The 15,768-nt window shown below is 48.2% G+C and carries 2 protein-coding genes; both read left to right on the forward strand.

Translation table 11 applies throughout. The annotated features are described in order from the left end of the window. Positions 1 to 45 precede the first annotated feature (45 nt). On the forward strand, positions 46 to 11,097 hold the full coding sequence (locus KD145_RS00525) for a non-ribosomal peptide synthetase (RefSeq protein ID WP_212003982.1): 11,052 nt from the start codon (positions 46 to 48) through the stop codon (positions 11,095 to 11,097). Between the two features lie 26 nt (positions 11,098 to 11,123). Further along, complete coding sequence (locus KD145_RS00530; protein ID WP_212003983.1) at positions 11,124 to 15,722, forward strand: non-ribosomal peptide synthetase; 4,599 nt, start codon at positions 11,124 to 11,126, stop codon at positions 15,720 to 15,722. Positions 15,723 to 15,768: the final 46 nt, after the last annotated feature.

Below are 15,768 nucleotides of genomic sequence, written 5' to 3' on the forward strand. Positions count from 1 at the left end.
CTGGCGGACATGATGAGCGTACACAAGTTCAAAACGATTTGAAAAATGAAGGCACTATTTAAAAACAACGACATTCATCAATTACTGGAATCATTAATCGAAAAAGGTATATATGTTGCCAGGGAAAATGATAATCTGAAGATCCGGTTCAATGGGGAAAAATTGCCGGATGATGTTGTCTCCATGATCAGGGAAAATAAGGAAGCACTTTTAACATACTTTAAAAAGCAGGATCGGGCAACATCAAAACATGTGATAGAAAAGGTGGAAGAGCGAGCTTCCTATCCTTTGTCCTCCGCCCAGAAGCGGCTATGGACGTTGTACCAGATAGATGGCGGTGGTACGGCCTATAACATGCCTTCCAGGATTTTCATGAGCGGGAAATATGATATTGATTGCTTCAAAAAAGCGATTTGCGCCACTATTGAACGGCATGAGATATTGCGGACGGTATTTGTGATGGATGATTCGGGTGAAGTACAGCAACGGGTGATGGACAGAGAAGCATTGGGTTTTGAAATCGGATATGTAGATTTTCGCGGAGATGATGATAACGCCAATGCCTATATTGAAAAGGATTCGTACAGGCCATTCGACCTTGAAAACGGTCCTTTGCTGCGGGCAACCCTACTGCAGGTATCTGAAGATCGCTATGTCTTCTACTATAATATGCATCATATCATCAGTGATGGATGGTCCATGGGGGTACTGGAACGGGATGTGATGAGGTATTACGAGGCATTTAAATCAGGCGGAGCGGTGAAGCTGCCGGAGCTGTCTATTCAATATAAAGATTATGCAGCGTGGCAGTTGAGCCGGCTGGAAACGGAGCTGTACACGGAAGACCGGACATATTGGCTGGAAAAACTAGCAGGGCAGCTGCCGTTGTTGGAATTGCCGGCCTATAAAATCCGTCCGAAAGTAAAGACGTACGAAGGTCGCGTGTTGTCTGCCGGGATACCGCAGTTGGCTGTAAAAGCGCTGCATCAGTATTGCCAGGACCGTGGCGGTTCACTGTTTATGGGGCTGCTGACCATATGGAACGTATTGTGTTACCGGTATACTTCACAGGGAGATATCGTCACAGGCACGGCAGTAGCTGGAAGGGAACATTCCGATCTGGAAGATCAGATTGGGTTTTATGTCAACACATTGGCTCTTCGTAATCAGATAGACCCCCATGTCTCCTTTGAAACAGTTTTTGACCGCATCAAAGAAAATACACAGGAAGCATTTGAGCATCAGCAGTACCCTTTTGACCGTTTGGCAGAAGATCTCCGGGTAAAACAGGATATCAGCCGGAGCCTGCTTTTCGATGCCATGCTGGTGTTGCAAAATGCAACGGAAAGACGCTTCAACACCGGGATCAGGGACGATGAATTTGACCATATAACCGACCATGGCTATATGGCGTCTAAGTTTGATATAGAGCTGATTTTCCAGGAGATGGAAAACGGCTTGCGGATGTGTGTCAATTACAACACCGATGTATATGACTATGAAATGATAGCCGGACTTATCGTTCACTATAAATGTTTACTGGCTGCTTTGCCGGAAAATCCCGGTGCGTGTGTGGGAACCGTTGACTTTTTGTCGGTGAATGAAAAGGAGATATTGTTAAACCAGGTGAATGCCAACGATACGAAGTATCCAAAGGATAAATCGATTGTGGCCCTGCTGGCAGAACAGGCGGGGAGGACCCCTGATAATACTGCTCTGGTGATGGAAGACCGGGAATGGAGCTATCGAGAGCTGGATGCTTGTTCCAACCGGCTGGCGCATTATCTGATAACACATCATCATGTAGCGCCGGAAGAACTGGTAGGGATAAAGCTCGAACGCAGCGAATGGATGGTTGTTGCCATTTTGGCCGTATTAAAAACCGGTGCGGCCTATGTGCCGATAGATCCCGGCTATCCGCAGGAACGGATTACCTATATCGAAGAGGACTGCGGCTGTAAAGTAGTGGTAACAGCAGAATTAATGGAAGCGTTCAGACAGGAAACACAGCTATCGGAAACGCTGCCGCCGGTGGAAATGGGTACGCATACGCTGGCGTATATCATCTACACTTCCGGATCAACCGGTCAACCGAAAGGTGTCATGATTGAACACGGCAATGTGATCAGTCTGCTGTATTCCTGCTTTGGAGAATACCGGTTCTCACCAGAAGACCGATGGACACTTTTCCATTCCTATAGTTTTGATGTTTCCGTATGGGAGATCTTCGGGTGCCTGCTGACCGGCGGCACATTGTTGGTACTGACCAGAGAGGAGACGAGGGACCTGAAGAAGCTGACGGAATTGATGGTACGGCATCGTATCACCGTCTTTAGTCAGACCCCATCGGCGTTCTACAATTTTGTGGCCATGGATGGCCATGTGCCCACCCTCCGGTATATCGTTTTTGCCGGGGAAGCGCTAAATCCTCTGAAGGTCGCGCTGTGGAGCGCGCGCAATCCGGAAGCGAAGCTGGTCAACATGTACGGGATCACAGAAACAACCGTGCACGTTACCTATAAACTATTGACAACCGGGGATATGACTGTGCCGGTAAGCAACATCGGGAAACCAATGGCTTTTGCCAATTGTTATATATTAAGCCCCGAGCGGGCTTTATTGCCTTATGGGGCTTCGGGAGAATTGTACGTCTCCGGCGATGGTCTGGCAAGGGGATACCTGAACCGCGAAGAGCTCACACGCGAGCGCTTCATCGCCCACCCTTTCCGGGAAGGAGAACGGCTGTATAAAAGCGGTGATCTGGCCCGGTGGCTGCCCGATGGGAACATGGAGTTTTTAGGCAGAAACGATAATCAGGTCAAGATCAGGGGGTACCGGATAGAGCTGGGAGAAATCGAAAATGCATTGCAGGACCTGGACTGTATCAAGCAGGCCGTCGTTATAGCCAGAAAGTATACTGATAATACCCGGTTGATCGCCTATATCATGCCGGATGGACCGTATCAAAAAAGTGATATTCAGGAGTACCTGAGACAAAGGCTCCCTGAATATATGGTGCCCGGCGTGTTTGTGGAACTCAGCGCGATACCGTTGACCGTTAATGGTAAGGTCGATAAAAAACAGTTGCCCGATCCGGTGGCGGAAGACCTGTTCCTCGAAACTTACGAGCCGGCTCAAACGCCTTACCAGCAGCAAATTCTGGATGTCTGGAAAGACCTGCTCCGGCAGCAACGTATAGGTATAAACGATAGTTTCTTCAATCTCGGCGGCGATTCCATCATGGCCATACAGATGGTCAGCCGCGCAAAAAAAGCCGGCATCATCCTCAAAGTAAACGACCTGTATAAATACCAGACGATAAAAGAGCTGTCTAAGCATACGCAGGATGCGGTAAGGACTATCAGTGAACAGGGGATACTGGAGGGCGAGGCACCATTACTGCCTATACAGCATTATTTCTTTGAACAGGCATATCACGAACCCGGTCATTTCAATCAGTCGGTGTTGCTGACGGTGCCTAAGCATATTACGGCGACGGTATTACAGGATGCGGTGGAGCTCCTGTATCAGCAACATGATGCTTTACGCTTACGATATGTGCTGAAAGATGAAAAATATCAAGGGGTATACGATACCACCATTCCGGCGCTGGATAGGGTAAACGCCGGAACAGCAGCGGAGATCACCGCTATCAGTGAGGCATATCAAAAGAAAATTTCCATCGAAACCGGCAGCCTGGCAAAATTTGTATTCATTGAAACGCCATCCGGCGATGTTGCCAACCGGTTGTTCATTTGTATACATCACTTAGGCGTCGACGGCGTGTCCTGGCGTATCCTGACAGATGACCTATCTGCTTACATCCAAACACTGAGCGCAGGTAAAACAGTCGTCCCCGGATCTAAAACCACTTCGTACCGTCAATGGCAGGCCCGGTTGAAGGAGTATTTGTTCAATGATGAAGCGGAATACTGGAACAGGGTGCTTTCCCGGTCAACTGCCCTTCCGCAGGACTATGAATTTGAGCGCCGTTCCGCCCGGCATTCCTACAGTGTACAGACTGTCGTGCTTTCGGGGGAAGAGACCCGGAGCCTGCTGCTGGAATGCAATGAAGCTTTCGGAACGGAAATCAATGACCTGCTGCTGAGCGCACTGGCCATTTCGCTGGCGGAAGCATTCAGGGAAAAGCAGTTTGTCATCGGCCTGGAAGGCCACGGAAGAGAACAGCTGTATGATGATGTGGACGTAAGCAATACCATTGGATGGTTTACGACGCTGTATCCCGTATTACTGGAAGCTTTCCCCGACGACATAGAGTCCACGCTCGTACAGGTGAAGGAAAACTTGAGAAGCGTTCCCCATAAAGGGATCGGATATGGTGTGCTGCGGTACCTGTCGGAAGATGAAGCAGTAAGAAAACAATTGTCGAAAGATATTGAACAAGTGGTATTTAACTATTTCGGTCAAATCGGCGGGGACATAGCATCTTCAGAACAAATACTGGGCATCGCCAAAGAACATAAAGGAACGGAGATCAGTGAAGAAAATCACCACGGAAGTAAAATTGCCATCAATGGGCTGATGATGAATAATTGCCTGAAGATTAATATCAGCTACGATACGAACCGGTATGCGGAGGAGACAATAGCTGCGCTGGCAGAACTTTACAGGCAAAGTTTGCAACAGATCATCTCTTTGTGTAAAGAGGCCACAGTTGTTACCAAAACTCCTGCTGACTATGGGTTGAACGGGATGGTGTCTTACCGTGATTTAAAACAGTTCGTCAAAGAGCAGGCAGTAGCTGATTTGTACAGACTTAGCCCCTTGCAGGAGGGCATCCTTTTCCATAGCCTGTTTGATAATGATCCGCATGCCTATGTATTCCAGACGAGCTTTGACCTGCGCGGCGACTTCAATGAAACGGCGTTTATACAGGCATGGGAATATGTGGTGGCCAAACACAGTATCCTGCGGACTTCTTTCCATATTTCGCCATTTGAAGCCCCTGTACAATGCGTACATGAGAAAATAACGCTGCCGGTGACCATACTGGATTACACCAATGTGGAAGATGCGCCGGCAAAGGTGAACGAGCTGCTGAAAATAGACGCCAGAACGCCTTTTGATTTGAGTAATGCCCCGCTTTTCAGGTTGACCGTCATTAAGACCGGCCCCGCTATTGTGAAAGTGGTATACGCCATTCATCACATCATTGCAGATGGATGGTCCGGCCCTGTCATTTTTAGCGAATGTTTCCGGGCTTATGAGCAGGCCGTGCAAAATGGCCATGTGCCGGCGCCGGAAAAAATCGATCACTATAAGGCGTACCTGGATTTCATCGGAAGAAGGGATGTGTCGAAGACACGACACTACTGGCAGGAGCAGTTAAAACAGCTGGATACCGCCAGCCTGTTGCCTTTCATTAATGATAAGGAAAGAAACAAGACCTTCGGTAATACCGCCCGCAGCTTTACAAAACAGGAGACATATGTGGCAAAGCTGGAGGCTTTTGCCCGCAAAAACAATCTTACTGTTAATACCATCGTTCAGGGAGCCTGGTCGTATTTGTTGTCCCGGTATGTTAATCACCAGACAGTGGTGTTCGGAACGGTGATTTCAGGCCGGTCCACCGAAATAGAAGAAGTGGAAAGCAAGGTCGGACTGTATATCAATACCATTCCGTTGTGCACTACGTTGCACGCCGGGGAAGCGATCGTACCGTGGCTGACGGAGTTGCAGCGTACGCAAACTATCTCCCGGGAAGAATATGGGTATGCATCGCTGGCTGATATCCAGAAGCAGAGTCCTGTGAAGGGCATTTTGTTTGACAGCCTGCTGGTTTTTGAAAACTATCCCGTCGATGCGATCAAGGCGGTCAAATCACAGCTGGATATAGACAATGTCCGGGTGAAACAGCAAAACAACTATCTGCTGACCATTTCGGTGAACCATTATCAGGAAACGAAGCTCAATATCACTTTTGAATACAATTCAACGCTGTTGTCAGAAAGCATCATCGACATGATAGAAGGACACTTCAAAGTTATGCTGGATGCTATTTTGGAAGAAACGAAGATCGGAGCGCTGGATTTGCTCACTGCTGCCGAAAAGGAAGAGCTGGTGCTTACTCATAATCAATCTCCTCAGGCGGTTGATGATACAGCCAATGTAGTAGCACTGTTTAAGCGGCAGGCTATTGCTACGCCTGAAAAACCGGCCTTGCGGTATAAAAACCGGGTGGTTTCCTATGCGGAGCTCAACCGGCTGTCAGATCAGGTGGCAAAACACCTGACCAATAAATGCGCGGTGAAAAAAGGCGCCGTTGTCGGTTTTAAATTAGATCGCGATGAATGGGAAGTGATCACCGTGTTAGGCATCTTAAAAGCCGGCGCTGCCTATCTTCCCATAGCCCCTGACGTTACTCCTGCCAGAGAAGCATTCATTTTACAGGACGCCGGCATCGCGGTGTTGATTACAAATACCAATTATCTGTTCGATCTGACGGACTATCAGGGGATCATATTTGCTATTGATGTGGAACTCGAAGCATCGGAAGGTGCTGTAGAGACAAGGATTGATCAAAATGATTTAGCCTATATCCTCTATACTTCCGGCTCTACCGGTGTACCTAAAGGAGTGATGATCACTCATGGTTCACTGGTGAACTATCTGCTGTGGGCGAAAACCATGTATCTGGGCAACGAGTTGTCCAGTGGCGATTTCGGGCTGTTTACCACTTTGTCGTTTGACCTGACCGTGACCAGTTTAATGCTGCCGCTGATCAGTGGTAATACGTTGGAGATATTTGAGAAAGGGCAGGTGTCAGCTATTTTAAAGCAATATTTTGAAAGTAATATTTCCTGCATCAAGCTGACACCAGCGCATATCAGTTTGCTGCAGGAACTGGAACTTTCCCAAACCGGGGTAGAACTGGCCATTGTAGGTGGAGACGCGCTGCTGCAACATCATGTGGACATCCTGCGGAGCCTCAACCCGGACATGAAGATCTATAACGAGTACGGCCCTACGGAGGCAACCGTTGGTTGTATGATTTACGAAGTACCTTTTACTGCGGAAACCATCTCCATTGGGCGGCCGGCCTTCAATACACAGATCTATCTGTTGAATGACCGGAACCAGTTGCAGCCTAAATACACCATCGGGGAAATCTGCATCGGCGGGGCAGGGCTGGCCAAAGGTTACGTGAATCAATCAGCACTGACGGCGGAAAAATTCATTCATGCTCCTTTTGGCACCGGCGACCGGATTTATAAAACGGGCGATCTGGCCATCCGCAATGCCGATGGCAGCCTGTTGTACCTGGGCAGAAAAGACAATCAGGTGAAGATCCGTGGTTACCGGATTGAATTGGGAGAGATAGAAGCGTGCCTCTGCACTCACAAAGAGGTGTCCGAAGCAGTGGTGATTCCGGTAGATGCCGGTCACGGAAAAGAATTGGTGGCCTGTCTGGTATCCGGCAGCTCCCTGACGATCAATGACCTCAGAAGTTATCTGTCGAAGCAGCTACCGGAATACATGGTCCCTTCCCGTTTTGTGAAACTGGATAAAATCCCGTTGACGGCCAACGGTAAAGTTGACAGGGAAGTACTGCTGACAGCCGGCCAGTCTGAAATCACCTCCGGTATTGAATATCTGGCGGCATCTACGGCAGTTGAGAAAGAACTGGCGACCATCTGGCAGGAACATCTGGAAGTGGACAGGGTTGGCATTAAAGACGATTATTTCCAGCTGGGCGGCGATTCTATCAAAATGATCCGCCTGATCAGCAAAATCAACAAGACATTCAAAATAGATCTTCCAATCGGTATCTTTTATGAAAAGCCCACGATAGCAGCGTTGTCGGAGTTTATCTCTCAACATGAATCTGCTGGTAAACCGGACTATGAGCTGATTAACCGGATAGAAGCGGATTTAGCGCAACTGGAATCGACCGTGTTGCAAGCGTATCCCGATCCTGAGAATATTGCCGCCGTTTATCCGATGAGCGATATACAGGTTGGCATGGCCATTACCAGTCAGGTGGCAGTGCACCGTGGCGACTTTGGCGTTTATCATGACCAGTTCCTGTTCCCGCTGGGTGTAATAGATCTGTCGCGGCTGGAAAAAGCTATGGAGCGCATGGCAGACAAACATGAGACCTTCCGGACTACATATCATTTGTATGAATACGGTAGCCCTGTACAGATCATTCACCGGAAAGTCCCGGTGGGCATTGGTTATAAAGATCTGTCGTCGTTGTCCGGAGCGGAGCAGGAGGCGTATATACGTGATTTTCTGGCCGATGAAAGGATCAATAACAGTTTTGATGTGACGAAAGCCCCGCTGTGGCGGATCACGATATTGCAGATCGGAGCAGCGGATACGCTTTTTGTTTTCCAGTTCCATCATGCCATCATGGATGGATGGGGACAGAATAATTTCAAAGTGGAGTTGTTCCGGATATACAAAGCCCTTGAAACAGCAGAAGACTATCGTCCGGAACCGCTGAAGTGCGGCATGCGCGATAGCATACTGTCCGATTTGATGGAGCTGGAAAGTGAGAGTAGTAAGACTTTCTGGCAGAATAACATGCAGGACTACAAGCGGCTGGACATTTTATCGGAGGAGCCGGCCGATAAACAGGCATCGCGGGCATATCCCAAAGACTTCAGTACAAGGTTACTGGAAAAATGCAAACAGGATAAGGTAACCCCCAAAGCACTGTTTTTAAGTGGTTACCTGTATGTACTGGGGATGCTTTCTTATGAAACAGATATGACTGTGGGGGTAGTGACGCATAAACGACCCATTACAGAAGACGGAGATAAATTGCTGGGCTGCTTTTTAAACTCTGTTCCTTTCCGTTTTGATGTTGCTTTCTCCAAAGGGCTCTCCTGGAAAGGATTTGTTCATCAGGTGGAAAGATCGCTGAATGAGCTGAAAGGCAAAGACCGGATGCCGTTGAATACCATAGCGGAACTTGCCGGGGAAGAAGCCACGGAGAATCCCTTCTTTGATGTGATCTTTAACTATGTGAATTTTCACGTCATCAGTGAATTGTATGATGATGAAGATTTCCGGGAACAACAGTCTCAAAGGGAAATCAAAGCGCTCTCCTATGAAAGTTATGAAAGGACCAATACGTATCTGGACCTGATCGTCAACCAGACGCTGGACAATGTTTCCGTGATCTGTAAGCAACAACGGGAACTGAAGTCGGGGCGCACCATGGAGGACCTTCTTTTATTCTACGACAACTTTTTAAACAACTATCTGGAAAGGGATAACGAAGTTATCACCAGCACTGCCGTTATTTCAGCAGAAGAACGGGAAAAGCTATTTGAGTTCGGGCATCATTATTCATCTTCCGATCATCAAGTGGAAACATTGGTCGGCCTGTTTGAAAAACAGGTATTTGCTACTCCTGATAACGTCGCGCTGGTATTTGATAACAGGCAATACACCTATCTGGAACTGGATGAGCTGGCGAATAAATTTGCCAACTACCTGCATGGCCAGGCGGGGGTTGTTGAAGGAGACTTCGTGGCGCTGCAGCTGGAAAAAAGTGAATGGATGATCGTGGCTGTTCTCGGTACATTGAAAACAGGGGCAGGTTACGTTCCTATAGATCCCGGCTATCCCGACGGCCGGATTGCCTACCTGAAAGAGGACAGTCAATGCAGGCTGTGTATCGATGACGAAGCGATCAATCGATTTATCCATATACAGGAATCCCTGCCGGCAACGTGGAAAACCACTGTCCGTTCTGAAAACGTGGCGTATGTGATTTACACTTCCGGGTCAACAGGAATGCCCAAAGGAGTAGCCGTAACGCACGCCGGTGTAGTAAACACCATCCTCGCTCAGATAACAGAATTTGAGATCAACGAACACCGGAAGGTCTTGCAGTTTGCTTCCCTGTCATTTGATGCCTCCGTATCTGAAATTTTTACGACACTGGCCTCCGGCGCATGTCTGTTCCTGATAACAGAGGCTGCGCGCAAAACCCCTGACTTGCTGCAGGATTACATGGTGCAGCAGGGGATAGACCTCGTCACCCTGCCTCCGGCCTATTTAAAAATAATGGACATCAGTAACCTGCACACCCTGAAGATGCTGATCACTGCGGGTGAACCAGCGGATGCTGAAAAGATATCTGAATACCTGGCGCTTAACGCCGGCGCATATATTAACGCCTACGGCCCTACGGAAACGAGCATATGCGCTACCCTTTTCAAAGCACATACCGCAGCAGCGATCAAAAGCAGGGTAGTGCCTGTCGGTAAGCCTTTAACCAATGTTAAGCTCTATATTCTGGATGATAATAAAAATATGGCGCCGTTGGGTGTCATGGGAGAAATATACATTGGTGGCGCGGGTCTTGCCAAAGAATATCTGCACCGTCCGGAATTAACAGCCGAAAAGTTTATCAGTAGCCCGCTGCATGCCCACGAACGCCTGTACCGGACCGGTGATTTTGGAAGATGGTTGCCCGACGGGAACATCGTATTCTTCGGCAGAAAAGATGAACAGGTGAAAATAAGAGGCTACAGAATTGAACCGGGAGAAATTGAAAGCCAGCTCCTGTTAATGCCTGAAATCAAAGAAGCAGTTGTGATGCCGGTCACACCTGAAGCAGGTGAGAAAGAGTTGAGGGCCTATTTTGTAGCTGATAAGGCAATGGATGAAAGAAGCCTGCGGGACCGGTTGTCTGCAGCACTGCCAGCCTACATGCTGCCGGATAGATATATTCAGCTGAAAGCAATACCACTGACGCCTAACGGGAAAATCGACCGGCAACACCTCCTGAATATGGAAAGCACAGCGCCCGCTGCCGGCAATAGCCACATACCACCTAAAGATGAGCTGGAAAAGAAACTGGCCGCGATGTGGGAGGAGGTGATTAAAAGAAAACCAGTGGGTATCAGCGACTCCTTCTTCGATATGGGCGGTAACAGCCTGAAAGCCATGCAGCTGGTGACGAGGATGAGACAAGAACTGAACGTGGATATCGATATTTTAATGTTATATCAAAACCCCACCATCGGGAAAATTAAAATACCGCTCGAAAACCTGATGTGGGCAAAAGCCCGGTTCGATAAGGATGAAAATGAGATGGAGCAATTTTCATTCTAACAAAAAAAATAAAAATCTGTAAAATCATGGTGGAGGAATTAATCCATAAGCTCAGAGGGCTCAATGTGAAGGTAAATCTGGTAGGAGAACAACTGGACGTCCGGGCGCCCAAAGGCGTCATGAACGAAGCTTTGATGCAGGAAATAAGGCTGCATAAAGAAGAGCTGATCAGCTTCGTTAAAAAGAGCCATGCAGAAGAACAGGCACATGTTGACATCCGTCCTGTGGAAAAACAGTCATCTTACCCACTGTCTTCCGCACAGCGCAGGTTGTGGATCCTGTGCCAGTTCGCCGACGAGTCTATTGCCTATAACATGCCCTCTCAGGTGATGTTACGGGGAATAAACGACATGGACAGTTTCCGGAAAGCCGTCATCAGTACGGTGGAGAGACATGAATCGCTGCGGACGGTCTTCATAGAGGATGAACAGGAAGAGATCCGGCAAAGTATCATTCCGGCGGAAGAGATGGCGTTTGAAATTGACTACAGGGACTACCGGGGATGGGACGATCAGGCCAGACTGGTGGAGTCTTATATAGCTCATGACAGTACCACGGCATTTGACCTGAGAAAAGGCCCGTTGTTCAGGACAGCGCTTTTGCAGTTGGCAGATGACCAGTGCGTTTTTTATTTCAATATCCACCATATCATCAGTGATGGCTGGTCGATGAATGTATTGCGCAGGGATATTATGTCGTACTATGAGGCCTATAAATCATCAGCCGTTCCAGGGCTCCAGCCGCTGAAAATACAGTACAAAGACTATGCGGTGTGGCAACAGGCCAATGTCGAAAAAACATCTTTTCAAAAGCATAAAAAATACTGGCTGGACGTATTTGCAGGGGAAATACCGCTGCTGAACCTGCCCGCGCAAAAAAGACGTCCGGTCATTAAAACGACCAACGGGAGAACACTTGCGACCTATATTAAAAAAGAAACAACGCAGGCATTGAAGCAATTCTGTGCAGACCGGGAAGGGAGCCTGTTTATGGGGCTGCTGGCGGCGCTGAATGTGGTTTTTCATAAATATACCCTGCAGCATGAATTTGTAGTGGGAAGCCCTGTTGCCGGCAGGGACCATGTTAGCCTGGAAGACCAGATCGGCTTCTATCTAAATACAATTGCCCTGAAGAATGCTGTATTGGGAACAGATACGCTGGAAACGCTCTTCTCCCGTGTGAAGAAAAATGTATTTGATGCCTATGAGCATCAGCAATATCCATTTGACCGGCTGGTGGAGGAACTGGAGCTGAAAAGAGATCCTGCCAGAAGCCCTGTTTTTGATGTGATGCTGATCCTTCAGAACATCTCCGATATTAAAAGCGCAGTAGAACAGAGTGCAGCGCAGATCATTGATCAGGGAGAAGAAAAGAGCAAATATGATTTGAGCTTTACGTTTTATGAAGTAGGTGATCAGCTTTCCATGCATGTCAACTTCAATACCGACGTATATGAAACTGAGATGATAACGGGTTTCATGCAGCATTTTAAAAATACGGTGGCCCATGCGCTGGTGCAACCGGAGCTGGTCATTGAGAAGTTGTCTGTCATTTCCGGTGAAGAGCATGATTTTCTCCGCTCTCTGGCAGAAGGGGAAGTAGTGCCGGTACCGGAGAACGATACGTTGATCACCCTGTTTGAAAAACAGGCGGCAGCCACGCCGGAGGCAACAGCCCTCGTCTTTGAAGGAACAGAGATGTCGTATAAGGAGCTGGACAGCCTCAGTATTCAGTTGGCTCATTATCTGTCACAGCATTTCGGTGTAACAGGACACGATATTCTGGGCGCCCGCCTGGAACGGACGCCTCACGCTGTTGTAGCGCTGCTGGCTGCGCTCAGGCTGGGCGCCTGCTGTGCTCCGCTAAGTGTGGACACGCCGGAAGAAAAACTGCACCGGATCGGTCAGCATTGCCGCGCTGTCATCGATGATACAGACATCAGCAGGTTTTTAGCAGACAAGGATCAGTATCCGTCGGAGAATCCGGAGTATGTCGGGAAACAGTCGGATGCGGTATATATCATTTATACTTCCGGGTCGACAGGCATTCCTAAAGGAGTGGTGCTGAACCATCATGGTATCATCAACCATCTGATGGATAAAATAACCCTGCTTTCCATCACAAAAGGGACGAAGATCTGCCATACTTCGAGAATGCACTTTGTAGGCGGGATATGGCAGTTGTGGGCGCCGTTGATTTCCGGAGGTACGGTGCTGCTCACCACAGATACCGTATTGCAGGATATTTCCGTACTGCTGGATACCGCTAATCATCATGGTGTAAGGGTATTGGAAGTGATCCCCTCACAGTTGAACATGTTGTTTGCCATCGGGGAAGAAGGAAAGCTGGCGCAAATGGACGATCTGATCCTGACAGGGGAAAAGCTTACTCCCAGCTACGTCAACAAGTTCTTTACCATCAATCCCCAAGTACGTATTTATAACACCTACGGGATGACTGAATACTCGGACGTGGCCACCACCTATAAAATTGATGCGGTTATTAAGGACAAAATATTGATCGGAAGACCCATTCAGAATACGCAGGTATATGTGATGGACAGCAACAGTAACCTGTGCCCGGTGGGTGTTATCGGTGAATTGTGTATTTCCGGCCACGGCGTTTCAGCAGGCTATCTGGGCGAAGAGCTCCTGACGTCGGAGAAGTTTGTGGCACATCCCCTCAAACAAGGACAGTTCTTATACCGTACCGGCGATCTGGGACGATGGACAGCCGCCGGCGAACTGGAAGTACTGGGCAGAAGAGACCATCAGGTAAGTATACGGGGGTACAGGGTGGAACTTATGGAAATCGAAAATGCGCTGCAGGCCCATCCTTTGATACAGGACGTTACGGTGATGGCTGGGAACATAGATGCGGAAAGCGCTGTTTTAATCGCCTATCTGACCAAAAAGGATAAAACGGCTGAACTTACGGTGTCGGCTATACGGAGCTACCTGAAAACGCTGCTGCATGAGTACATGATCCCTGCGTATTTCGTGGAGCTGGATGCGCTGCCGCTTTTGGCCAACGGGAAAGTGAATAAGAAAGAACTGCCTGATCCACGGACAGCTTCCATGAAAACAGGGGTGGAGTTCGTAGCACCGAAATCCGACATGGAGAAAGTGCTGGCAGCCGAGCTCTCCCGGCTATTGAACAGAAAAGAGATCAACGTTAAAGATAATTTCTATGAGGCTGGAGGAGATTCCATCAAATTGATCCGGTTATTGTCAGGCTTACGGAAGCAGGGCTATATGGTGAAGCCTGAGCTGATTTTGAAAGCGAGGGACATTGCGCATATCGCTGCCCTTATTGATGAACGTCAACAGGCTGATACCAGCGTACCGGATAACAGAAAAATTGCAGTCAATACCCGGCAATGGAAGCCGGGCGACGAAATAGCCATTTCTGAAAATCAGCGGCAGATGCTGAAGTTCGACAAGTCGCAGGGTATTATCGGAAGTTATTCCCTGCCCAGGGCGGCGCTGCCTGCGCTGGAAAGCTCCTTCAGGGCGTTTCTGCAGGGTTACCCCATGTTGTGTATGACTTTTTTTCTGACGGCAGAAGGTATTTATCAGCGATTACTGACCGCGGAAGAAGTGCCGCTGGAAATAGTCCTCAAAAAGCTGGATTTCTCCGATCCCCGCAATATCATGGTCGCAGAAAGGGATATCTTCAATGACAGGTTTGATCTTTTGGGAGGGGCACTGATGCGGCTATACGTTTTTGAGGACGAAACGCAGGAAAAAGCCCTGTTGAACCTGGCGATCAGCCATTCGCTGACAGATATGCGTACCAATGAAATCATCAGAGGGGCTTTGTCGGACTTTATCACTGGTAATAAACCAACCAGCGATACCGTCTATGTTCCTCACTTTGACTTTTCCATCTGGCAGGAGCAATACCTGCAGTCCGGTCCTGGCAGGGCCTCCCGGCAGTTCTGGACAGACCGGCTGAAAACCATTGGTTTATCTCCCGGAAGCTTTTATGATAAAACGGAGTATAAGTATATCAATCAAAGGGTACAGATAACCGGGGAAAAATTTATGGCCATCCGGAATTGGTCGCGCAAATTCAATGCGCCATTATCTGTGATTTTTATGAATATTCATCAGTATCTGCTGAAAAAGCTGAGTAAAGACGAAATCCCTGTACAGCTGATACTGGTAAACGGCAGGGACAACGTCAGTGATGACATTGATATCTCTCATGTGCTGGGCGTGTTGAACAATTTCCTGCCCATGAAGGTATTGGATCGGGGAGATGATGTTTTCGCCAGAATCAACGAATCCATTTATGCGGAATACCTGTGGCTGCGCGAGCATCAGTCTGTGCCGTATGAGAAAATCCGGAAAGACTTTATGGAGGCCACCGGAATGGATCTGGACAGGTGCAGGATGGCAAGTATCAACTATCAGGAAATTAATGATAACATCAGACTGAACACCACTGATGTGGAAATAGAAAGTGTGGAAGTGGAACGCGCTGTTTTTCTGGATATGGTCTGTAAAGTGGCCCATAATTGTGTGCAGCTGACAATAACGGTACCGGATATACCGGATAGTTCGGATGACTGCTGTATTTCCGCACTGAATGATATGATAGATGAGCTAACAAGAATGTAACGGTTAGGAAAGCTGAAAATTATTTTTTTCGATATTATTCCATTAC

Origin of the sequence: Chitinophaga sp. HK235 (assembly GCF_018255755.1) — a bacterium.
Taxonomy (GTDB): Bacteria; Bacteroidota; Bacteroidia; order Chitinophagales; family Chitinophagaceae; genus Chitinophaga.

What these genes read in the sequence shown, in the direction of transcription:
- KD145_RS00525 (WP_212003982.1), top strand. Translation starts at nt 46, where the DNA reads ATGAAGGCACTATTTAAAAACAACGACATTCATCAATTACTGGAATCA.
- KD145_RS00530 (WP_212003983.1), top strand. Translation starts at nt 11,124, where the DNA reads ATGGTGGAGGAATTAATCCATAAGCTCAGAGGGCTCAATGTGAAGGTA.